Source organism: Alteromonas sp. NFXS44, assembly GCF_040148705.1.
Classification (GTDB): Bacteria; Pseudomonadota; Gammaproteobacteria; order Enterobacterales; family Alteromonadaceae; genus Alteromonas.
The window spans coordinates 466,363-488,702 of record NZ_JAGDEA010000001.1; the positions used below are offsets into that span (position 1 = coordinate 466,363).

The window sequence follows — 22,340 nt, forward strand, 5'->3', positions numbered from 1 at the left end:
TGTGGCTGCCGGTGAATCGCTGCCCGTTAGGAACAGCCCTCCGGTCCCGTTGGCTCAGATTGTTACTGAGTTCAGCCGTGACGCCGGGGAAACTGTCGCATTTGATCCTGCGTTACTGAAAGGGTTAACGGCTATGCCGCCGTCGCGACATACAATGAGTACGCAAGAGATCACTGCCTTGCTTCGACCATTTTCCCTTTGTCTGGAGCCGGTGCAAAATGGTCGCGTTATCCGCCAGTGCGACTCTCCGCCCAGCGACAATACCGGCAGCTCCGGCGCTACGCCCACAGAAAATAACGCAGTAACCCGGACCCATCCTACTGTAGAAATTGAAGTCACCGGATTTCGCCAGTCGTTGATCCGTGCCAGAGAGATTAAGCGTCTTGCGATGGTGACGCAGGAAACGATTTTGTCTGAAGATATCGCTGATTTTCCTGATTTGAACCTTGCTGATGCTTTGCAGCGTATTCCCGGAATCACTATTACCCGTGAGGGGGGAGAGGGGCGGCAAATATCCTTAAGAGGATTGGGACCTGACTTTACCCGCGTAAAGGTTAATGGCATGGAAGCGATGGCTATGACGTCTTCTGCCATGGATGCCCGGGGAAGCGTAAGCCGGACCCGTGCCTTTGATTTTACACTTTTTGCATCAGAGCTTTTCAACCGTATCGATGTGAGTAAGTCTTACTCGGTTGAGCAGGACGAAGGCGGTATCGGCGGCACGGTGATGTTGCATACGCCGAAACCATTCGATTTTGCAGACAACATCAATACTGTTGCTTATAAGCAAAGCTACAACGGGAACAGCAAGGAATCTGACCCCGGTATTCTTGGCTTATTCAGCCGCCGGAATGACACATTTGGTGGACTTGTCTCCGTTGCTTACAGCCAACGGCATACCACTGAATTTGGCACCAATACAACGCGATGGCGGCAGGAGAAAAAAAGCTATAGCGGAGAGACGGACAGTGAATTACAGCAAGCACTGGAGCAGGGGGAATTATGGTTCCCCCGAGGGCACCGTTATTCGCTCTGGAATAATAATCAACGCAGAATTGGTGTGACGACATCCTTGCAATACGCGCCGGATGACAACTGGCAACTGACGTTGAATGGCATGGCCAGCCGGTTACACAATTCCCTCGATGAACATCATATTGCGGTGAAGGACAACGACAACGTGAGTGTTGTGGTATGGGAGCAGAACCGGAGTGACAAGGAAGTTTTATTCGCCAAATACACCGACGCAACATGGCGGATAGAAACCCGCGAAGATGAAAACACATCGACGTTCTATCAGCTCAGTCTGGACAGTGACTGGCAGGTATCACCGGCACTTCGTGTCGATTTTCTTGTGGGTACCAGTGCCAGTGATTACTCGCAACCTAAAGTAAACAAAGTCAATATTCGCAAAACCGGTGTTGATATTGTTACAGATTTTCGCGAAGACCGCTTTTACGGCGAGAGCTATTCTACCAACATGGATACGGCATCGCTAAGCGGTTTAACGGTAAAAGATCTCTATTTTCAGGAAAATGCCATGCGCTCGTCATTTCATAACGCAAAAGCATCGTTGCGTTATTTGTTGGAAAGTGGCGATGCGCTGTCGGCGGGTATTCAGGTTAAATCATTTAAAAATACCGGCGTTGACCGCGCCCGCAGCGTATACCCTGCACAAGGTGATGAGCCGATATCAGCCGCACAGTTGTCGCTGTTTAACCGGCACCCGGACAAAGCGTGGGTTCAGGGAGATTTGGCGGCTATTCAATCGTACTATGGTTTGGCAGATATAAAGCTGACGAGCGACGACATTGTTGAAAGTACTAACTTTGATGTGAAAGAAGATACTTACGCGTTATATGGCATGTACGACAGTACCGGAAGCTGGCTTGGAAAACCGTTCTACACGCAAAGCGGAGTCCGGTATTTTTCAACCCGCTTTTATACCTCAGGCCTGCAAAAAGGTGAGCCTGCTACCGTTTCGAAAACATACGACGATGTACTTTTTAGCATGAATGCCGTTCTGGAATTAAGCGACGACTGGCTTTGGCGCGCCAGTGTGGATGAAAACATCACGCGTCCTTCCATCCATGATGTAGCTATTACTGCCGAAGTCTCTCAGGCATCCAGAAATGAGGGGGATATTGGCAGGATTTTTATTGGCAATCCTTATTTGAAGCCACTGAAGTCAGTGAACGCTGAAACGGGCATTGAGTGGTATTTTGATGAAGGGGGCATACTGGCGATTTCAGGCTTTTTCAAAAAAATAGACAGCTTCGTAGTTGAGGAAGTTGAAGCTATGCCATACCGGGCGCTCGGTTTGCCGGCGAGTTTGTTGCAGGAAGGAGACAGCGAAGATGATATCTTTTATGTCAGTACGCCTCAAAATACCGATTCTACTACGTTTAAGGGGTTCGAATTAGCGTATTCCCGGGATTTGAACTTTCTGCCATCTCCCCTTGATAGTCTCGGCGTTAACGCAAACTTTACCTACGCTGAAGGCAAAACACTGTACAGGGACGTGCAGGGAACTGGCGAAAATCAGCTTAAAACCTTTGCCGGTTTATCAAGGCGTAGCTACAACTTCACCCTGTATTACGATCAGCAACACTGGTCTGCCCGTGTTTCTGCAGCTTACCGCAGCCCCTATATTTTGTCCGTTCAGCCCGGAAACACCGATCAGGATGAATCCGGCTATCACGCGACTACTTACATTGATGCCTCGGCCAGTATTCAGTTGTCCGGCTCATTGAAAATGACCATTGAAGGGTTAAATCTGACTAACGTAAGAGAAGAACTGTATAGTGATTCGAACGATCGAGCCTACAACACCACAACGAGTGGACGGACATTTCTGGTTGGAATTATTGCGGAGCTATAGCTTCTTTAGCTGAGAACTAACGCCCTCCAATCAGGAGAGCGCTGCTATATGCTTATAAAATGCATCTTTTTCCACAATCGCGCCGGGGTAGCTGATGACTGTGGCGGCGACTTTTGCGCCGAAGCTGGCTGAGTCGGTTACATCTTTACCCGACAAGCGTGCTGACAGGTAGCCGCCATTAAACGCATCACCGGCTGCGGTGGTATCGACAACGGTTTCAACACGCTCTACCGGAACAATGCAATGACTGTCCTGTTCGTAGATATGCACGCCAACAGCGCCGTTCTTCACGATGATCTCTTTAACGCCGAGATTTGCAACATGCTGGTGAATGGCATCCACATCAGTATGGCCATATAACGCCAGATGATCATCACCGCCCGGGAAGGCGATATCTGCATGGGAATAGGCTTTGTCTGTCCATAACTGAGCGTGCTCAGGGCCGGGCCACAGACGCGGGCGATAATTAGGGTCAAAGACCACTTTGCCGCCTTTCGCGCGAAAACCATCAATTAAATCGAACAGCTTCAGGCGCTGTACTTCATCCAGAATGGCAAGCGAAATGCCGCTGAAATAAAACACATCCGCATTGCTTAAATCGCCTCGCATGAGGTTCAGCGTTTGTGTTGCCGCTGAGTTTGCCCGCCAGTAGGCGAAAGTACGTTCGCCGTGCTTATCCGTGCGCACCATGTACAGGCCGAGATTACGGTCTTCGCTGCGGTATACCTGGTCGGTGTTTATTTCCTCGTCGCCCATTTTAAACAGCAACTCGTCACTTAAGAAATCCGCGCCGATAGCGGTTAAGTAGCTTACTGAAATATCACGGGCGCAGCGCTTCAGGTACACAGCGGTGTTGTAGGTGTCGCCGGCGTAGCCTTTAGACAATGTGTCGGCACCACGGTTAACCAGCTCAACCATGCACTCGCCGAAAATGACAATGCGGCTCATGGTCGTAACCCTTCAAATGCCTCCAGTGCCTGCTTGCAGGTGTCTGTGATGCCTTGCCAGTTTTCTGCTTTTACCATGTCAGACGGGATCATCCACGACCCGCCTACGGCAAATACATTTTTCAGGCTCAGATAGTCGTTCAGGTTACTGCCGGAAATGCCGCCGGTGGGGCAGAACGAGATATGCTGAAAGATGCCGCCCAGTGCTTTTAACATTGGCGCGCCACCGCTTAAGTGGGCGGGGAAGAATTTGAGTTCAGTAAGGCCGTATTCACTGGCCATCAGAATGTCTGCAGGATTACTGGTGCCTGGAATAAACGGCACGCCTGACGACATTAATCCGTCCAGTAAACGGGGGCTGACAGTGGGCGTCACCAGAAACTGGCTGCCGGCTTCTACCGCTTCCTTTGCGTGCTCAGGGCTGAGCACAGTACCCATGCCTACAACCATATCCGGAAATGCTTCACGGATAGCCGTCACAGAAGCTGCCGCTGCGTCTGTACGGCGCACCACTTCCAGGTTTTTAAGTCCGCTGGCTTCCACTGCCTTTGCAATATTCAGGGCTTGTTCTACCGAATCTGCCTGCAAAATGGGCAAAATCGGGGCGCCTTTCACAATGTGTTTAATGCCTTTCATTATAACTCTCCCAGGCATGCAGCCATTGTTTCAGGTGTAATGTTGCTGAGTTTTTCAACCTGACCGTGCACAGTGTCGCGGAATGCCTGGTGGTCAGACAATTCAGCAAACACGTCACGTTCATTCAGTACTGCATCTGTCAGTGCTTTCGTATCGCCGCTGTGTTTTTCAGCCAGCGACAATAAACGCTCAGCCATCGGGTCGGTAATGGTTTCACCCGCCGCCTGACGCTTAGCGATAAACAGAATCCACGCAGCAACAGGCACGCTCAGCAAGTTAAAGCTGGCTTTGGCTTTAATGCGGTCACGTACGGTATTCAGAATGCGGAAAGGCAGCTTTTGTGAGCCGTCCCAGGCAATCTGCGCCAGTAAATGACGGATATGTTTGTTGTGATAGCGATTCAGAATGTCACCGGCGTAGGCTGATAAATCCATTTTGTCACCGGCATCAATAGTCGGCAGAATTTCTTCTTTCAGCAGGCGGCGGATGAAAGCTTCCATATCGGGCTTGCTGATGGCTTCAAATACCGTGTCGATACCACATAATGTGCCTGTGTAGGCCAGCGTGGAGTGTGTGCCGTTAAGCACACGCAGTTTGGCTTTTTCAAACAGGTGCACATCGTCGGTGAAGGTCACGCCTACTTTGTCCCAGGCAGGGCGGGGACCGCTGAATTTATCTTCCACGACCCACTGGGTGAAGGCTTCCCGCTGAATCGGCCATTCGTCGGTGACACCCAGTGCTGCAGCCGTCTGGCTCACCAGTGCATCGTCGGTAGCCGGCGTAATGCTGTCTACCATGGTGTTAGGGAAACAAATATTCTTGCTGATCCACGCAGCCAGTTCGCTGTCGAGTAACTGCGCGAATGCCACTACGGCTGCGCCCAGCTTACTGCCGTTATCAGACAGGTTGTCGCAACTGACGATGGTGATTTCGCTGGTGCCGTTTTCTTTGCGCACTTTAAGGGCAGCAACCAGTAATCCGATAGCCGATACCGGCTCTTCCGGAAAATCTTTATCGTGCAGGATATCCGGATGGGCGGCATCAAGTTTGCCCTGGTTGTCCAGGCAATAGCCTTTCTCAGTGATGGTCAGCGTAACGATATGTGTTGCCGGTGCAGTCAGCGAGGCCATGATGGCATCACGGTCTTCACCTAACACGTACACGTTATTCATTGCGCCGATGATCTGAGTGTACGGCTGGTTATCCAGTACAACCAGTGAATACAGATTATCCTGGCCGGACAGCTTTTCTTTCAGGCTTTTACTGCGCATAGACACGCCGTCAATACGCCAGTTGCCGCCGTGGGCCATGGCCAGATCGGTATATACCGCCTGGTGGGCGCGGTGAAATGCGCCCGGGCCAATATGCACAATGCCGCTGGTGGTGGCATTCACATCGTATTGAGGCTGTTTGACCTCTGACGGCAAGTCCGCCAGCGTAGAGAAATTCAGACGTGCCATGCGGTTACCCCAGTTTGTAAGCGTTTTTCGCCAGATTGTAAGACAGCTGCTGCGCCAGTTCGGCGGCTTCCCAGTCGGCAACGCGGTGTTCAACGACCAGTTGCGCCAGGAAACGGCAGTCGATACGGCGGGCCACATCGTGACGGGCCGGAATAGACAGGAACGCACGGGTATCATCGTTAAAGCCAACAGTGTTATAGAAACCGGCGGTTTCAGTCACGTTATGGCGGAAACGCAGCATGCCTTCCGGACTGTCGTGGAACCACCACGCCGGACCCAGCTTCAGGCACGGATAGTGACCGGCCAGCGGTGCGAGTTCACGGGCATACACGGTTTCATCCAGGGTAAACAGGATGATATTCAGATTCGCTTCGTTACCGTACTTGTTCAGCAACGGCTTCAGTGCGTTAACGTAGTCAGTCTGCATAGGAATATCGTGGCCTTTATCGCGGCCGAATTTCTTAAACAGGCTTTCGTTATGGTTACGGAATGAACCCGGGTGGATTTGCATGACCATACCATCTTCCACACTCATGCCGGCCAGTTCGGTAAGCATCTGTGCACGGAACAGTTCCTGCTCTGCGGCTGAGGAATCCCCTGACAGCACTTTCGCAAGCAGGCTTTCGCATTCAGCGGCAGATAAATCTGCGGTGGCGGCAGTCGGGTGGCCGTGGTCTGTCGCGGTAGCGCCGTGTTCACGGAATACCTGACGACGCTGACGCAATGCCGCCAGATAACCCTGCCAGCTGGTAGTGTCTTCACCGGTGATATCACCCAGTTTAGCGATGTTATCTACGAAATCTTCGCGGGAAGCATCTACCACGTCGTCAGGACGGAAGGTGGTGATAACGCGTTTGTCCCAGCCGGTGCCTTTAATCGCGCCGTGATGAGTCAGCGGATCCAGTGCGCCTTCAGTGGTGGCAATTAACTCAATGTTAAAGCGGTCCATCAGTGCACGGGGTTTGTATTCAGGCTTCGCCAGCTCTTTGGTGATGAACTCGTAGTAGTCCATGGCGTTGTCTGAACACAGCATGTCGGTAAGGCCGAACACGTTTTTAAATACGGTGTCGAGCCACATGCGCGACGGTGTACCCGGAAACAGGTAGTAGTGGTCTGCGAACAGCTGCCAGATCTTACGCGGATCTGCTTCAGACTCACCGCCATCCCAGCGGCGGATGCCTAACTGCTCAAGGGTGATACCCTGAGAATACAACATACGAAACACGTAGTGATCAGGCAGAATAAACAGTTCGGTAGCATTACCGAAGTTTTCGTCGTAGGCAAACCAGCGCGGATCAGTATGTCCATGAGGGCTGATAATAGGCAGGTCCCTGACAGACTGATACAACTCACGGGCGATGCCGCGGGTCTTTTCATCAACCGGAAAAAGCCTGTCTTCATGAAGTAAAATCGGTTTCATAACATTCTCTTTTTTAAAGGGTTACGCCTCGTTTCCAAATAGCAATTTCATGACTGCCATTCTTCTCATTACAGGTAAGTTGTCCTGACGCTGTAGTGAGACAAAGTTGGTACAACTGTGCTGCGCAGTCGTCAATACTGACGCCTTGCAGCACTTGTCCCGCATTGAAGTCAATCCAGTGTGGTTTTTGTTCTGCTATTCTGGAATTTGACGATATTTTTATTGTGGGTACAGGGAACCCGAGCGGTGTACCGCGCCCGGTGGTGAATAAAACGATATGAGCGCCACTGGCGGCCAGGGCCGTTGAGCTGACAGCGTCGTTACCCGGCGCCTGCAGCAGTGACAAACCTTTCTGGTGAACAGGTTCACCGTATTTCAGTACGCCGCCGACAGCCGCCTGGCCGCCTTTCTGCACCGCACCGAGGGATTTTTCTTCCAGTGTCGTTAAACCGCCGGCTTTGTTACCCGGGGACGGGTTTTCGTATACAGGCTGGTTATGGTCGAGGAAGTATTGTTTGAATTCGTTGACCAGTGAAACAATGTCGTTGAACACGGGCTCAGACACGGCGCGGTCCATCAGCAACTGTTCTGCACCGAACATCTCAGGGGTTTCTGTTTGCAGTACAGTACCGCCGATGCCGGTTAAAATGTCGGTCATGCGGCCAACCAGCGGATTAGCGGTAATACCGCTGAACGCATCGCTGCCGCCGCATTTTACGCCCAGAACCAGTTCCGAGGCGGGGATCAGTTCCCGTTTATCGGCACCCACCGGTTTCAGCATTTCGTAAACCAGGCGGATCCCTTCTTCAATTTCGTCGCCTACCTGCTGTGAGTTGTAATAACGCAGGCGGTCTTCAGGTTTATCTACCAGCTCCAGCATGGCTGAAAGCTGGTTGTTCTCGCAGCCAAGACCAACGATTAAAACAGCACCGGCATTAGGGTGGGAAGCCAGTGCTGCCAGAATTGCGCGGGTATCTGTTAAATCGTCGCCCAGCTGCGAGCAACCAAAGGGGTGGGTGAAAGCGCGGAATCCATCACACTCGTTGGCAAAACGGCGCTCACACTCTGAAGCAATGCGCTCTGCAGTGCGGTTTACGCAGCCAACGGTATTGATAATCCATATTTCGTTGCGGATCCCTACCTTGCCATTTTCTCTGCGATAGCCCATAAACGTGCCATCTGTGGCACTGCTCCCGGTGGCACTTTTCTTCAGGTCTTTCCACGTGTATGCTTCCTGACCGCTGAGATTGGTTTTCAGGTTGTGGCTGTGAATATGGGCTCCGGCGGCAACATCTTCTGTTAAATGACCAATGGGAAAGCCATATTTAACAATGTTTTCACCGGCCTTCATGGCCTTCAGGGCAACCTTATGTCCCGCGGGGATAGCATCAGCCAGGGTAAGCTCAAGATCATCGTTTTGGATACCCGCCTCTAAGTCCATTGTTGCTACGGCAACATTGTCCTGCGGATGAACCTGAATCAATTGGGTTTGGTCTTGCATACTTACACTCCTGCTGGCGAAAGGCACCGTTAATTCTGTTAAGACAATGGGAACAGTTTCTTAACATGAATGCCACCGGTGGCATTGTAGGTCAGAATAAACAGCGGATCAATCTTCATCAGCGAAATTCTTTTACTTTTCTGCTTTGCGGGTGGACTCACGAATGATCAGGTGAGGTTTCACCAGATAACTTTCCATGTCGTCCGTCGGTTTGTTTTCGATCATCGCAATAATTTTCTTCGCAGCCAGTGATGCCATTGCTGTTACCGGGCGCTTCACTGTGGTCAGCGAAGGGATCACTCTGGCAGCCAGCAAGTTATCATCGAATCCGGCAATAGACAGTTCTTCCGGCACGCGAATACCCATTTCATGAGCGACTTTCAGTACGCCGGCGGCCATTTCGTCGTTATTGGCAAAAATGACTGCGGGGCGGGATGACTGAATAAGCAGGCTGCGGGCACATTCGATACCGCTTTCGTAACTGTTTTTACCTTCGATAACGCGGTTATCGGGCAAATCGATGCCCAGCTCGCGCAGGGTATCGCGGAAACCTTCAAGTCGCTCAATGGAAGAGTAGTAAGCCTGCGGACCACTGATGATGGCAATGTCGCGGTGTCCCAGAGACACCAGATAACGGGCGAGATCGCTGATGGCAGCACGGTCGTCAGACACCACAATGTTCGCGTGGTCGTCTAAATCCACTGACGCCATACGTACATAATTGATAGCCTGGTCGCGCAGGGCGGCAGCCAGCTCTTTGGCTTCAGATACCGGCGGCAGGATCACCACGCCGTCGATATTCGAGCGTTTGACGAACTTAATACAGTTGTCGATGAAATCCGGTGAGTTGTAGTGGCAGGGATGAACAACCAGTTCGTAGCCTTTTTCTGAACAGACGTTCAAAACGCCCCGTTGCACCTGGTCGATATACAGGGCATCCGGGTTATCGTAAATCATCCCGAGCAGAAATGAGCGGGAGGCAGCGAGGCCACGGGCCTGCTTATCCGGAGAAAAGCCTAACTCATCAATGACTTTCTGGATTTTTTCCCGGGTGGCCGCACCCACATTGGTGGCGCCGTTGATCACGCGGGAAACCGTACGTTTAGACACCCCTGAAAGGCGGGCTACATCATTGATAGTCGGACGTTTATCCATGTTTTTCACTTATTATTATTAGCGTTAACGCTGCTCGTTTTATTTAATCATTGTTGCTCTTTGCACCTCTGACACCTGCTGTTCCCCCTGTAGGGTATCCTGCGGAACGGTCAGGTCGGGTAAGTTTAGCCTTTTACACTGCGGATTCACAATCTTAATACGTACAAGCCCTACCAGTGGCAGGGCTTGTTAAAGCGCATATCAGAACCCCAGTGCTGCGGGCAGTGCTTCTGAGAACCACGCCACATAGGTGACTAACATCAGCACCACAAACATCGCGGCATAAAGTGGCAACAATGGCCGGATTATATTTTCCAGTTTGGTTTTTGCGATGGCACAGGTGATAAACAGTACTGCACCTACCGGCGGTGAACACAAACCAATAGATAAGTTAAGCACAATCATAATGCCAAACTGCAACGGGGACATACCCAGCTGCATGGCAACCGGCAGAAAGATTGGCGTAAAAATAAGAACGGCCGGTGTCATATCCAAAAATGCACCCACCACAATCAACAACAGGTTGATAAGCAATAAGATGACAATAGGATTGTCACTGAGTTCCAGTAATGCGGCGCTGAGCGTTTGCGGAATATTCTCAAACGACAGTAACCATGACATCGCCGTAGACGCTGCAATCAGCAACATAACAATAGCGGTGGTCTCTGCAGACTTAAGCAGAATGCCGGGCAGTTCTCTGGTTTTTACCTCGCCGTAAACACCCACAGACAGAATGAGTGAATACACCACAGCAATGGCGCCGGCTTCTGTTGCGGTAAATACGCCGCCGACAATGCCGCCGATCACCAGCACGATAAGAAACAGACTGGGAATAGCAGCCAGGAGTTTTTCGGCAACCACTTTCATGGGTAAGCGGTCTGACAGCGGATAGCCCTTAATTTTTGCCCAGATGTAGCACACTACCATGAGCGCCAGGCCCACCATGATACCCGGAATGTAGCCAGCCATGAACAGTGCAGCGATAGATACGCCACCACTGGCAATCGCATAAACAATCAGGATATTACTTGGCGGGATAAGCATGCCGGTCGTTGCAGCCGCTGCGGTAACCGCCGCTGAAAAATTAGGGTCATAGCCTTTTTTCTTCATTTCCGGCAGCATGAAGCTACCGATAGCTGAACAGGCAGCAACTGCTGAGCCTGAGATGGCACCAAACAGCATGCAGGACACCACGTTCACCAGGGCGAGTCCACCCGGCAGCGCACCTATAAGGGCCATGGCGCATTCAATCAGGCGTTTGGCAATACCACCGCGCCCCATGATCAGGCCCGACAACACAAAGAACGGAATGGCGAGCAGCGCGAAACTGTCCAGTCCGCCTGCCATACGCTGAGCGATGGTGGTAACGGCAGGTTCGAACTCGATGCTCATGAGCATGGCAACCAGTGTCGCGAGACCAATACTCATAGAAACCGGTACATTAATCAGTAAAAAGAAAAAGAAGCCAACGATGAGGATTATTGCAGTCATTTCCATTACAGCGGCTCCTGTGACTCGTCTATCCAGAGGTTATAAATATTGATGAAGCTGTAGAACACCATGATGACACCTGAAATCGGCAGAACGGTGTAAATCCAGCCCATTTTTACGCCAAGAGCTGCGGAAATCTGATTGAGATCCAGAGTCAGGCTGACCAGTGCGTTACCGCCGACAATAAGTACCAGCACACAAAAAGTAACAACCAGCAGTTCAACGAAGGTCATAATGAGTCTGCGCACAGTTTCTGACTGACGGTTTACTATGAGATTAAAGCCCAGATGGACTTTCTGACGGTATGCGTAAGCAGAACCTAAAATACCAATCCAGATAAGCAGGAAGCGGGATAGCTCTTCAGTTACCGAAGCGGGATCTTTCAGCAGGTAGCGGGAAATCACCTGCCACACCACCACCAGAAGGATAGCGGCCATGGCAGCAATCAGCGACGCTGCAAGACTCTTATCAATTAACTTTACTAACTGTCGCATGATCACATCGCCTTAATTTTATCTAGCAGGTTGCCCACTTCCGAGCCGGCAAAGCTGTCGTGGAAAGGTTTCACTGCATCCACAAAGGGTTGCTTGTCGGGATAAATCACTTCCACGCCGTCGGCTTTCACTTTCTCAAGAGATTCCTGCGTAGACGCCTGCCATAATTCGCGTTGATAAACCACGGAGTCGGCCATGGCCTGACTCAGCCAGCCCTGTTGTTGCGGAGTAAGATTGCGCCAGGTACGCAGGGACATCAGCATGACATCCGGCACAGAGGTATGCTCATCCAGCGAGTAGTAACGGGCGATTTCATAGTGACGGGACAGGTAATAGCTGGGCGGATTGTTTTCAGCACCGTCAACAACACCCTGCTGTAAAGCCGTGTACAGTTCGCCCCAGGAGACCGGAGTGGCTGCACCGCCCAGCGCCCGCACGGTTTTCACCGCTGTGGGGCTGTTCAGTACGCGGATTTTCAGGCCTTTTAAATCTTCAGGGGTATGAATAGCCCGGCCTGTGGTGTAAAAGCTGCGGCTGCCGGCATCGTAGTAACCCAGACCTTTCAGCTTGAACGCTTCCACACCGGTAAGCAGATCTTTTCCCACATCGCTGTTAAGTACGTTCCAGTAATGTTCGTTGTCACGGAATACGTAGGGAATACTGAAAATCTGCATTTCCGGCGCGAAGCCTTCCAGCGGACTGGCAGACACTTTGGTCATATCCAGCGAACCGATTTGCAGCAGTTCAATCATTTCCCGTTCGGTGCCTAACTGGCTGCCGGGATAAATAGCAACCTGCATGGTGCCGCCGGAATATTCATCCAGACGTTCACCTAAAAATACCATGGCTTTGTGCACAGAATGCTGGGGATCAAGGGTATGACCCAGACGCAGTACCACCACGTCACTGTCCTGCTTACTGCCACAGCCGGCAATCAGGCTTGTGATGAATACAAGCAGCAGTACCGGCACAACTTTAAGGCGCAACATACTTACCTCAATACTTATCTGAGCTGGTCTGGCGGGAACTTGTCCATATCGTCATAGTCGAGGTTTTCCCCGGCCATGCCCCAGATGAACGCATAGTTCGCAGTACCCACACCGCAGTGAATTGACCAGGGCGGTGACAGCACAGCCTGCTCATTGGAAACAAAGATATGACGGGTTTCCTGTGGCTCGCCCATAAAGTGACAGACTGCCTGTCCGTCAGCTAAGTCGAAGTAGAAGTACACTTCGTTACGACGGTCGTGCTGGTGGGCCGGCATGGTATTCCACACACTGCCCGGTGCCAGACGGGTTAACCCCATTTGTAACTGACAGGTATCAACCACGGTGTTGATAAGCAACTGATTGATATCACGCTCGTTACTGGTTTCCTGACTACCAAGATGCAGCACATTGGCATCGCCTTTACCCACTTTTTTGCATGGGTAAACATGGTGCGCCGGTGCCGAATTCAGGTAGAACTTCGCCGGATTAGCCGCATCGTCTGAAGCAAACACAACGGATTCGTTATCTTTACCGATATACAGAGCTTCTTCTTTTTCCAGCGTGTAGACAGTGTCGCCTACAGTGACTGTGCCGGTGCCGCCGATATTGATTACACCCACTTCACGACGGGCGGTGAAGTAACTCATTTTCAGCTGGTCATCCAGCGTTTCCAGTTTCAGAGGCGCAGAAGTTGGCACTGCGCTGCCCACCATGAAACGCTCATAGTGGCTGTAGACCCAGTAAATTTTGCCGTGCTGCATGAGTTTGTCAGCCAGAAAGGCTTCACGCAGTTCATTGGTGTCGTAAGACTTTACTTCCCGTTGTCCTACGGCGTAACGGATTTCGTGTTCAGTAGTCATGGTGCCTGTCTCTTGTAGGGTTTGTGAGGATCAGCGGGCAAGGAAGCCGCCGTCGACGGCTAACACATGGCCGTTCACGTAATTGCTTGCATCACTGGCCAGAAACACCAGTGCGCCTTTTAAGTCTTCCGTCTCGCCCCAGCGTCCGGCCGGGATCCTTGAAATAATTTCTTTGCTGCGGCCTGCATCGTCCTGCAGAGCCTGCGTGTTGTCGGTACGGATGTAGCCGGGTGCGATAGCGTTCACCTGAACGTTGTGCTTGCCCCATTCATTAGCCAGTGCTTTGGTTAATCCGGCAATGGCGTGCTTGCTGGCAGTGTAGGCAGGTACTGTGATGCCGCCGCTGTAACTGAGCATAGATGCGGTATTAATGATTTTGCCGTAACCCTGCTCAATCATGTTGCGGCCAATTTGCTGGCTGAGCAGAAAGGCTGAGTCTGTATTCACACGTAACACGTTCTGCCATTCCTCCAGCGGGAAATCTACGGCCGGGCTGCGGAAAATCGTGCCGCCGTTATTCACCAGAATATCGATACCACCCCAAACAGCCTGTGCGTCATCAGCCAGCTTCTGAACCGCTGCCATGTCTGACAGATCGGCATGCAGGGCGGTAACTTCCACGTTGCTGACGGCGCGAATTTTGGCGAGGGTTTCTTCACATCCGCCTTCACGGGAACTGGCGCAAATAACACTGGCGCCTGATTCGGCCAGGGCGACGGCCATAGCTTGTCCGATACCGCGGCTGGCACCGGTGACCAGCGCACGTTTTCCCGTCAAACTGAAGTTAGGCATGACATTTCCTTTTAGCGTAAAAACGATGAATTTTGCGGGTGTTGTAAATAAACCGGAAACGCATTTTCCGGATAAGCGATGAAACACCACACACAGTTTACAATGTTAACAATATTTAAAATAATTGCCACCGGTGGCAAATGTCAATATATTAGTGCAAAGTATTTCCCCGAATAACGACTTCTAAACGACGAAATCACGGAGCGCAATATGAAGAAATCAACCCTGCCAATGAGTATCATTTTGGCGTTATCCGCTGCCGCATGCAGCCCTGATAAAACCCCGTCTTCTAATCAGGAAAGTCAGGAAAAACAATCATCTGCAGAATCTGTTGTCAGTAAGGTCAGCGTGAGTAATCCGGCCGGCGGCGCAGCGCTTCCGCAACTTCTGCGTTTTCCGGCAAGCGCATTTGATGACGAGAATGCAGTGACAAAAAAAGTGACAAACTTTCCTTCTGAGTGGACAAAAGATCAGCAGGGAAATGATGTTCTTAACGTTTTAGTCACATTGGATGCCGGTGAAAAAGCCACAATTGCTCTGTCAGATTCAGCCCCGGATGCACCGGATGTTGCTTACACTGAATTGTCAGTTCGTCAGGGCGGTGAATGGGATGGTAAAGAGTACAAAGCTGAAGGTTTCAGCTTTGAGAATGTGGATTCTTTTACTGCGCCTCCGCAACTGACTGATCATTCGTACTATTTACGTTATGAGGGGCCAGGCTGGGAAAATGATCTGGTGGGGTACCGCTTATATCTGGACTGGCGTAACGGTACGGATATCTTTGTAAAAACTGGTAATGAGCCTGTGCTGCATCAGGTAGGGCAGGATGGTTACGACAGTTATCATGATCTGTCTGACTGGGGCGGCGATGTACTGAAAGTGGGTAAGGCGCTGGGTCTTGGTTCTTTTGGCCGTATGGAAGGCGACACGGTAATGCATATGCAGAACGTGGACGAGATGTCCTGGGCACTGGGACATGACGACAAGCTGTCTGCCGGGTTCACTGTGAATTACGACGGCTGGGATGTGAATGGTAAGAAGCTCGATGCCAGTGCAGATTACGAAATTCACGCCGGTGACCCGTCAACCACGGTAACTGTGTCGTTAAGCGGGACAGCAGATGACCTGGTAACGGGCATTGTCAAGCATGACAACACGCAATACATCGAACTGGAAATGAACGGCTGGGGCGTAATTGCCACATACGGTAAGCAAAGCTTGCTGGGCGAAGATGATGAGTTGGGTATGGCACTGTTCTACAAAGTGGACGATATCTCCCGCAAATTTGAAGCGGAATATGACTATTTGATTCAGTTCAAGCCGGCAACAACCATGGAATATCAGTTCATGGCAGTATGGCCTTCTCACCCTGACAGCCCTGACGACGAAAGCGGCTTCACAGAACTGCTGAAAACCAAACTCAAAGCACTGGCAAGCCCTGTAACAGCGGGGTAGGCTGCTTACCGTCCGAATGCATTCAGCCAGTCTGTCCATACCGGGTCGAGTCCGCGGGCGGTGAGGCTGTTTGCGACTGCGCTGGCTGAGCGGGTGTCTTCGGTTGAGAATTGTTCCAGTGCTGTTGTGGGAGCGCTGTATCCGCCGGGTTGAGTTTGCGATGCGGCAGACAATTGATTAATGGCCAATGGTACGACGTTGTCGCGAAATGCCGGGGATTCCCTTGTGGAAAGGCTTAATTCCACTTCCGGAAAACACAGACGGTAAGCGCAAATCAGTTGTATGAGTTGCTTATCTGATACCTGACTTTTCTGCGTTGCCTGGTCACCGGCGCAGGGCTTGATGCGGGGGAATGCAACGGAGTAGCGGCTTTTCCAGTAGCGCTGTTGTAACAGGCTGAGATGTAATGCGGTAAATGCGCTGTCCGTCCGCCATTCGGATAACCCGAGTAATGCGCCGAGACCGATTTTGTTCATACCAGCTTCGCCAAGCCTGTCCGGTGTTGCTAACCGCCAGTCGAAATCCTGCTTTTTGCCCCGCAGGTGATACTCTGCATAGTGAGCGCGATGATAAGTTTCCTGATAAACCAGCACACTGTCAGTTCCGGCTGCAGCAAGGGCACGGTACTCATCCGTGGAAAGCGGTTGCACCTCCATGGCAAGATGACTGAAGTGAGCCTTCACTAACTCAACTGCCTGCAGAAAGTAATCCATGCCTGCTTTCGTTTCGTGCTCGCCGGTAACCAGCAAAACAGAATCAAAGCCCATTTTCTTGATGGCATAAACTTCCTCTGATATTTCAGCCATGGTCAGTTTCGTGCGCTTAATTTTATTGCTCATGGTAAAGCCGCAATAGGTGCATTCGTTGGCGCAAAGGTTTGACAGATACAAGGGCACGAACAAAGACACGGTATGCCCGAAACGCTGGCGGGTGAGGGTCTGTGCTTTAACAGCCATATCCGGTAGAAATGCTTCTGCAGCAGGGGATATCAGCGCAAGAAAATCCTGCCAGTGCCGGGCGGGGCGTTGCAGTGCTGACATCACATCTGCCGCGCTTTTGCTGTAAAGCGCCAGCCTGACATCGTCCCAGTCTGTGCGGGACAGCTCTTCTGCCACCGTCATGATAAGCCAGCCAGAAACTGTGTGAACGGGCTGGTGGCGGAGGCCCCGGAGTTAACCGGTGCGGTACCGGCCAGCCAGGCCTCGCGGCCGGCTTCCACGGCTTTTGCAAACGCAGTGGCCATGGCAACAGGTTGTGCAGCGGCGGCAATGGCGGTATTTACCAGTACTGCATCAGCGCCCATTTCCATGGCTTCGCAGGCATGAGAGGGAGCGCCAATTCCTGCATCAACCACCACCGGCACGCCGGCCTGTTCAATGATAATGTGCAGGAATTCGCGGGTTTGCAGGCCTTTATTGGAACCGATAGGTGCGCCAAGTGGCATCACTGCTGCGCATCCGGCTTCTTCTAAGCGCTTGCACAAAACAGGATCCGCATGACAATAAGGCAGCACGTTAAAGCCTTCTTTACACAACACTTCAGCGGCTTTGAGTGTTTCCACCGGGTCGGGGAGCAAAAAACGCTGATCGGGATGAATTTCCAGTTTCAGCCAGCTGGTACCTAACAGCTCTCTGGCCAGACGGGCCGCATAAACCGCTTCTTCCGCTGTCGCCGCACCGGAAGTGTTCGGCAGTAATGTAACCGGCAGCGAACGCAGAACGCTGAGGGTAGGGTCGGGCACGTCGCCTTTTGAAAGCCGTTTAAGTGCCAGCGTAACAAGCCGGGTCTGGCTGGCGACCAGGGCATCTTTCATGATGTCAGGGTGACTGAATTTCCCCGTACCGGTGAATAATCTGGATGTAAAAGTGGTGCCGGCAATCGTCAGCATTATTAACCTCCCGCTACCAGAGTAAAGAGTTCTACGGCATCATCAGGTTGCAACTCGTGATGTTGCCACTGGCTGGCCGGTATGATTGTCTGGTTTACCGCTACAGCCACTGACGGAGTTTGCTGCAGATAATCACTGATCGCATGGGTGAGCAGGCTGCCTTCAGGCAGAGTGAGCTTGTCACCGTTACACAATATGTTCATGGTGTTCTCCGGTATTGTTTGAGCATGCAGGACACGCCGGATTTTTGTTTACCCTGAAGTGGCGCAGGGTGAGAGCGCGGCCGTCATAAACGTGAAGTTGTCCGAAATCCACAGGCTGAATGCCGCACAGATAACTGAGTGCAAGGCTGGCCTGAAACTGACCGGCAATGGCTACCACAGGACTGAATATTCCCTGCTCAAGGCACGTTTGTGAGTGCTCACCAATCTGTTCCATGCATTCATAACAGGCCGAGCCGGATGCAGGATTCAGCGCCAGCGCCGTGGCGGAAAAGCCTGCAGCACTGGCGGAAATGAGCGGCAGTTTATGTTTAAGGGCCAGACCATTTACAAACTTTCTGCTGGTTACACTGTCGGTGCAATCCAATAGCAATGAGCAGTACGGCAGGTGGGTGGCAAGTCTGATGAGGTCTGAAGGGTCATCGATGCATCGTGTCTGACACCCGCCATGCATGGCTGTCAGTCGCGACCGTGCAGCATAGACCTTCTTTTGTCCCGCACCGGCTTCGGTAAACAGCCACTGGCGGGGTAAATTACTGAGTTCTACGATGTCATGGTCGACCAGCACAATTTCGCCCACACCGGCGGACACCAGCGCCATGGCTACCTGACAGCCCAGTCCACCGCAGCCGAACAGCATGACTTTTGATTGCATGAGTTGCAGTTGGGCTTCCTCATCAAAATTATCCAGCAGTAAATGACGGCTGTAGCGGGAATACAGTTCAGTGGTCAGCACGGCGGCACCTCCCGCGTAATGTGCTGACGGCGTCTTCCGGGTTATCGCTTTCTGTAATAGCCGTTACCACGGCAATGGCATCTGTGCCTGTGGCAGCCACGGTGTCGATATTGCCTAACTTAATACCGCCGATGGCCACAGTAGGAATGCCGTGATATTTGCAAAGTGATACGTAGTCAGCCAGCCGCGCCGGACCCTGCGGCGCAGAGGGCATATCTTTCGTTCTGGTAGGAAAAATATGACCCAGTGCTATGTAAGATGGCCGGATTTGAATGGCGCGGCACAGTTCTGCATATCCGTGAGTGGAAATACCCAGCCGCAACCCGGCACGGGCAATGGCACTCAGATCGGCAGAAGCGAGATCTTCCTGTCCAAGATGCACACCATACGCCCCGTGTTCGATAGCCAGTTGCCAGTGGTCGTTGATGAAAAGCTGGATGTTGTATCCGGCAGCCATGGTTACTGCCTCACGGATAGTTTCACTAAGCCCTTCACTGGCAGATTTTATCCGCAACTGGATAATCTTAAGATTTAAAGGGAGAAGGCGTTGCAGCCATTCAAGGCTGTCCACCACGGGGTAAAGCCCGGGCGCAGAGTCCGGCAACTCCGGTAAAGAATAGATATTCTTTACCGGTATCAAGCCTTCAAAAACTGCCGGAAAGTGAGGATGCAGTGAACCGGGAAGCGACGGTGTCTGTTGTTCAGCGGGCACTGCACGTTCAGAAGGCTGGCGATGAAGGACAGCCGTTTCAGGTAAAACAAGCTCTGCCTGTTGCCATGCTGCGGAAACCACTGCTCCCGCCAGCGAAACAGCATCTTCTGCTATGTACTGCTCAGCCATTGCTCCGGCGATGGCCGATGCCAGCAGGCAACCGGAACCCCGTAAGTTAAAAGGCTGCCGGGCTTTGTGTACAAAACGCCGGACGTTTTCTTTGCTGTACAGCACATCACAAATTTCCGCCGCGTTCCCGGAGCCGGGCCGGAGCGATGAGTCTGGTCTGTGACCGCCTTTTACCAGTACCTGCTCGCAGCCGGAAGCGATAAGCTGATGGGCGGCAGCCAGCTCATCTTTGGCTTGCCGTAACGTAAAGCCTGTCAGCCAGGCCAGCTCATCATAGTTCGGCGTGATAAGCGTGATGTAGGGCAATAGCCCGGCGATAGCATCAAACGACAAGTCACCGAGCTTACTCTTTGATGATGCCTGTAATACAGGGTCCCAAATTACCGGAATTTGCGGATATTCAGACAGTTTCTTAATAAGCACACGGATCTGTTCATCATTCGCCAGCGCACCCACTTTTATCACCGCAGGGATCTGCGGCTGAAAAGCGACTTGCAGTTGTGCCGAAAACGACGCCGGCGATACCGGAGAAACGTGCAGCACGCTGTCATGAGTTTGCGCGCTGACCAGCGAGACCACACTAAACTGGTGGACAGTAAAACATTGCAGCGCACGCTGGTCCTGCTGTAAACCGGCGGCGCCGGAACTGTCGGTGCCGCCAATGGTTAAAACACGGGGTAACATTATTCGCCCTCAGCAACGGCAGCATCAACGTAGAGAGCGCGGCCGGAGGCAGAAAACTTCTTCGCCATATCGGCCATGCCCTGTTGCTTCGCTTCTTCCGCCTGTGCATGGTCACGGACTTCCTGAGAAATTTTCATGGAGCAGAATTTCGGACCGCACATGGAGCAGAAGTGCGCCACCTTGCTTGAAGCCTGCGGCAGAGTTTCGTCGTGATAGGCGCGGGCGGTGAACGGATCCAGTGCCAGATTAAACTGGTCTTCCCAGCGAAACTCAAAGCGGGCTTTCGACATGGCATTGTCGCGTATTTGCGCGCCCGGGTGACCTTTTGCCAGGTCTGCTGCGTGGGCGGCAATTTTGTAGGTAATTAGACCCTGCTTCACATCTTCTTTATCCGGCAGGCCAAGATGCTCTTTAGGCGTGACGTAGCAAAGCATGGCACAGCCATACCAGCCAATCAGTGCTGCGCCGATCCCGGACGTGAAATGGTCATACCCCGGGGCGATATCCGTTGTCAGCGGACCGAGGGTGTAAAACGGTGCGCCATGACAATGAGATAACTGCTCATCCATGTTCTCTTTGATCAGGTGCATAGGCACGTGGCCAGGACCTTCTATCATCACCTGAACGTCATATTCCCACGCGATAGCAGTGAGTTCGCCTAAGGTACGCAGTTCGGAAAATTGTGCTTCATCGTTGGCGTCAGCAACGGAACCGGGGCGCAGACCGTCACCCAGTGACAGACTGACATCGTATTGAGCGCAGATTTCACAGATTTCGCGGAAATGTTCATACAGAAAACTTTCCTGATGATGATATAAACACCATTTCGCCATAATGGCACCACCACGGGACACGATGCCCGTAACACGCTTAGCGGTTAACGGTACAAAAGGTAAGCGTACGCCGGCATGGATAGTAAAGTAATCCACCCCTTGCTCTGCTTGTTCAATCAGGGTGTCCCGAAAAACCGGCCAGTCGAGATCTTCAGCAACCCCGTTGACCTTTTCCAGCGCCTGATAAATGGGCACTGTGCCAATGGGCACCGGACTGTTACGCAGTAACCATTCACGGGTTTCGTGAATATTGCGGCCGGTAGATAAGTCCATGATGGTGTCTGCGCCCCAGCGCGTGGCCCAGACCAGCTTTTCCACTTCCTCTTCGATTGACGATGTCACCGCAGAATTACCGATATTCGCATTCACTTTGACCAGGAAGTTTCGTCCGATAATCATCGGCTCGGCTTCAGGGTGATTAATATTGGCCGGAATAATTGCACGGCCTTCTGCGACTTCGCGGCGCACAAACTCGCCGGTGATTGCCTGCGGTATGTTTGCACCGAAGGCTTCCCCTTTGTGCTGCCGGTTCAACAGTTCATTTTTAATCGCAGCGCGACCCATGTTTTCGCGGATGGCGATGTATTCCATCTCCGGCGTCACGATGCCAAGGCGGGCATAGTGCAATTGCGTTACTACCTTGCCGGAAGCGGCTTTACGGATGATATTTTTCGCCTGAAAACGGATAGATTCTGAGGTGATGTCTGCATCCCGCGCCTGCGTATAGGATGATTCAGATGCAGCAATGGCTTGCGTATCGCTTCGAGCGTTAATCCACTCAGCGCGGCAATGCGGAATACCTCTGGTCACGTCAACTTCACAGGCCGGGTCGCCAAATACGCCGGAGGCATCGTATACGGGAATATCCGGATTGATTTCTTCTTCCTGTTCGCTGATGCGGGTAGGAGACTGGGCAATCATCCGCATGGGCACGCGAATGGACGGGTCAGACCCTTCCTCGTACTGGCGGAAAGAATTAGGAAAAGCTTCACCTTTCAGTGATTGTATAAAAGTTTGCGCCTGCTGGCGTTTCTCGCGTCGTGTTGACATAGCATT

Annotated in this window: 19 protein-coding genes; 2 read left to right on the forward strand and 17 right to left on the reverse strand. The window is 52.0% G+C overall.

Annotated elements, in window-relative coordinates; translation table 11 throughout:
* Positions 1–49: 49 nt before the first annotated feature.
* A complete protein-coding gene (locus J3369_RS02015; RefSeq protein ID WP_349583209.1) occupies positions 50–2,881 on the forward strand; it encodes a TonB-dependent receptor in 2,832 nt (943 codons plus the stop codon).
* A 30-nt stretch (positions 2,882–2,911) separates the two neighbouring features.
* On the opposite strand, the gene J3369_RS02020 is transcribed toward J3369_RS02015, so the two are convergent.
* From J3369_RS02020 to J3369_RS02070, 11 genes are all read right to left on the reverse strand, one after another.
* Positions 2,912–3,829 (reverse strand): sugar kinase, encoded by a 918-nt coding sequence (locus tag J3369_RS02020; RefSeq protein ID WP_349583212.1) that lies wholly within the window; start codon positions 3,827–3,829, stop codon positions 2,912–2,914.
* On the reverse strand, positions 3,826–4,464 hold the full coding sequence (gene eda, locus J3369_RS02025) for a bifunctional 4-hydroxy-2-oxoglutarate aldolase/2-dehydro-3-deoxy-phosphogluconate aldolase (RefSeq protein ID WP_349583215.1): 639 nt from the start codon (positions 4,462–4,464) through the stop codon (positions 3,826–3,828). The genes J3369_RS02020 and eda overlap by 4 nt, the downstream gene beginning before the upstream one ends.
* A complete protein-coding gene (locus J3369_RS02030) occupies positions 4,464–5,924 on the reverse strand; it encodes a mannitol dehydrogenase family protein (RefSeq protein ID WP_303573506.1) in 1,461 nt (486 codons plus the stop codon). Before J3369_RS02030 ends, eda begins: the two co-directional genes overlap by 1 nt.
* A 4-nt stretch (positions 5,925–5,928) precedes the next feature.
* Positions 5,929–7,344 (reverse strand): glucuronate isomerase, encoded by a 1,416-nt coding sequence (uxaC, locus tag J3369_RS02035; protein ID WP_349583219.1) that lies wholly within the window; start codon positions 7,342–7,344, stop codon positions 5,929–5,931.
* Positions 7,345–7,357: 13 nt separating this feature from the next.
* Positions 7,358–8,845, reverse strand: a complete 1,488-nt coding sequence (locus tag J3369_RS02040) for a UxaA family hydrolase (RefSeq protein ID WP_349583221.1) — start codon at positions 8,843–8,845, stop codon at positions 7,358–7,360.
* Positions 8,846–8,977: 132 nt separating this feature from the next.
* A complete protein-coding gene (locus J3369_RS02045; RefSeq protein ID WP_119499740.1) occupies positions 8,978–10,000 on the reverse strand; it encodes a LacI family DNA-binding transcriptional regulator in 1,023 nt (340 codons plus the stop codon).
* Between the two features lie 201 nt (positions 10,001–10,201).
* Positions 10,202–11,497, reverse strand: a complete 1,296-nt coding sequence (locus J3369_RS02050) for a TRAP transporter large permease (protein WP_303573508.1) — start codon at positions 11,495–11,497, stop codon at positions 10,202–10,204.
* Positions 11,497–11,985, reverse strand: a complete 489-nt coding sequence (locus tag J3369_RS02055) for a TRAP transporter small permease (RefSeq protein ID WP_303573509.1) — start codon at positions 11,983–11,985, stop codon at positions 11,497–11,499. The genes J3369_RS02050 and J3369_RS02055 overlap by 1 nt, the downstream gene beginning before the upstream one ends.
* Before the next feature lie 2 nt (positions 11,986–11,987).
* Positions 11,988–12,974 carry a TRAP transporter substrate-binding protein gene (locus tag J3369_RS02060; RefSeq protein ID WP_349583225.1) on the reverse strand — a complete coding sequence of 329 codons (987 nt, stop codon included), beginning with the start codon at positions 12,972–12,974 and terminating at the stop codon, positions 11,988–11,990.
* Positions 12,975–12,988: 14 nt separating this feature from the next.
* On the reverse strand, positions 12,989–13,834 hold the full coding sequence (gene kduI, locus J3369_RS02065; protein ID WP_303573511.1) for a 5-dehydro-4-deoxy-D-glucuronate isomerase: 846 nt from the start codon (positions 13,832–13,834) through the stop codon (positions 12,989–12,991).
* 30 nt (positions 13,835–13,864) lie between these two features.
* Positions 13,865–14,626, reverse strand: coding sequence for an SDR family oxidoreductase (locus J3369_RS02070; RefSeq protein ID WP_303573512.1), 762 nt, complete (start codon positions 14,624–14,626; stop codon positions 13,865–13,867).
* Positions 14,627–14,836: 210 nt separating this feature from the next.
* Between J3369_RS02070 and J3369_RS02075 the strand changes: the two genes are divergently transcribed.
* Positions 14,837–16,081 carry a DUF4861 family protein gene (locus tag J3369_RS02075; protein WP_349583228.1) on the forward strand — a complete coding sequence of 415 codons (1,245 nt, stop codon included), beginning with the start codon at positions 14,837–14,839 and terminating at the stop codon, positions 16,079–16,081.
* Positions 16,082–16,086: 5 nt separating this feature from the next.
* Here J3369_RS02075 and thiH read toward each other — a convergent pair whose 3' ends face one another.
* From thiH to thiC, 6 genes are read right to left on the reverse strand one after another with little or no spacing between them, the layout of a single operon-like run.
* A complete protein-coding gene (gene thiH / locus J3369_RS02080) occupies positions 16,087–17,202 on the reverse strand; it encodes a 2-iminoacetate synthase ThiH (protein ID WP_349583230.1) in 1,116 nt (371 codons plus the stop codon).
* Positions 17,199–17,969, reverse strand: a complete 771-nt coding sequence (locus J3369_RS02085) for a thiazole synthase (protein ID WP_349583233.1) — start codon at positions 17,967–17,969, stop codon at positions 17,199–17,201. Before J3369_RS02085 ends, thiH begins: the two co-directional genes overlap by 4 nt.
* A 2-nt stretch (positions 17,970–17,971) precedes the next feature.
* Positions 17,972–18,172 (reverse strand): sulfur carrier protein ThiS, encoded by a 201-nt coding sequence (gene thiS, locus J3369_RS02090; RefSeq protein ID WP_349583236.1) that lies wholly within the window; start codon positions 18,170–18,172, stop codon positions 17,972–17,974.
* A complete protein-coding gene (locus J3369_RS02095; RefSeq protein WP_349583238.1) occupies positions 18,156–18,926 on the reverse strand; it encodes a HesA/MoeB/ThiF family protein in 771 nt (256 codons plus the stop codon). The genes thiS and J3369_RS02095 overlap by 17 nt, the downstream gene beginning before the upstream one ends.
* Positions 18,913–20,451 carry a thiamine phosphate synthase gene (gene thiE, locus J3369_RS02100; protein ID WP_349583241.1) on the reverse strand — a complete coding sequence of 513 codons (1,539 nt, stop codon included), beginning with the start codon at positions 20,449–20,451 and terminating at the stop codon, positions 18,913–18,915. The genes J3369_RS02095 and thiE overlap by 14 nt, the downstream gene beginning before the upstream one ends.
* Complete coding sequence (gene thiC / locus J3369_RS02105; protein WP_349583244.1) at positions 20,451–22,334, reverse strand: phosphomethylpyrimidine synthase ThiC; 1,884 nt, start codon at positions 22,332–22,334, stop codon at positions 20,451–20,453. The genes thiE and thiC overlap by 1 nt, the downstream gene beginning before the upstream one ends.
* Between the last annotated feature and the right edge of the window lie 6 nt (positions 22,335–22,340).

Excerpts from the sequence above, each read along its gene's own strand:
- kduI (WP_303573511.1), bottom strand. The coding sequence starts at position 13,834 with ATGACTACTGAACACGAAATCCGTTACGCCGTAGGACAACGGGAAGTA.
- J3369_RS02030 (WP_303573506.1), bottom strand. The coding sequence starts at position 5,924 with ATGGCACGTCTGAATTTCTCTACGCTGGCGGACTTGCCGTCAGAGGTC.
- J3369_RS02060 (WP_349583225.1), bottom strand. The coding sequence starts at position 12,974 with ATGTTGCGCCTTAAAGTTGTGCCGGTACTGCTGCTTGTATTCATCACA.
- J3369_RS02020 (WP_349583212.1), bottom strand. The coding sequence starts at position 3,829 with ATGAGCCGCATTGTCATTTTCGGCGAGTGCATGGTTGAGCTGGTTAAC.
- thiC (WP_349583244.1), bottom strand. The coding sequence starts at position 22,334 with ATGTCAACACGACGCGAGAAACGCCAGCAGGCGCAAACTTTTATACAA.
- thiS (WP_349583236.1), bottom strand. The coding sequence starts at position 18,172 with ATGAACATATTGTGTAACGGTGACAAGCTCACTCTGCCTGAAGGCAGC.
- J3369_RS02085 (WP_349583233.1), bottom strand. The coding sequence starts at position 17,969 with ATGCTGACGATTGCCGGCACCACTTTTACATCCAGATTATTCACCGGT.
- J3369_RS02050 (WP_303573508.1), bottom strand. The coding sequence starts at position 11,497 with ATGGAAATGACTGCAATAATCCTCATCGTTGGCTTCTTTTTCTTTTTA.
- J3369_RS02040 (WP_349583221.1), bottom strand. The coding sequence starts at position 8,845 with ATGCAAGACCAAACCCAATTGATTCAGGTTCATCCGCAGGACAATGTT.
- J3369_RS02055 (WP_303573509.1), bottom strand. The coding sequence starts at position 11,985 with ATGCGACAGTTAGTAAAGTTAATTGATAAGAGTCTTGCAGCGTCGCTG.
- J3369_RS02045 (WP_119499740.1), bottom strand. The coding sequence starts at position 10,000 with ATGGATAAACGTCCGACTATCAATGATGTAGCCCGCCTTTCAGGGGTG.
- J3369_RS02075 (WP_349583228.1), top strand. The coding sequence starts at position 14,837 with ATGAAGAAATCAACCCTGCCAATGAGTATCATTTTGGCGTTATCCGCT.
- uxaC (WP_349583219.1), bottom strand. The coding sequence starts at position 7,344 with ATGAAACCGATTTTACTTCATGAAGACAGGCTTTTTCCGGTTGATGAA.
- eda (WP_349583215.1), bottom strand. The coding sequence starts at position 4,464 with ATGAAAGGCATTAAACACATTGTGAAAGGCGCCCCGATTTTGCCCATT.
- thiE (WP_349583241.1), bottom strand. The coding sequence starts at position 20,451 with ATGTTACCCCGTGTTTTAACCATTGGCGGCACCGACAGTTCCGGCGCC.
- thiH (WP_349583230.1), bottom strand. The coding sequence starts at position 17,202 with ATGACGGTGGCAGAAGAGCTGTCCCGCACAGACTGGGACGATGTCAGG.
- J3369_RS02070 (WP_303573512.1), bottom strand. The coding sequence starts at position 14,626 with ATGCCTAACTTCAGTTTGACGGGAAAACGTGCGCTGGTCACCGGTGCC.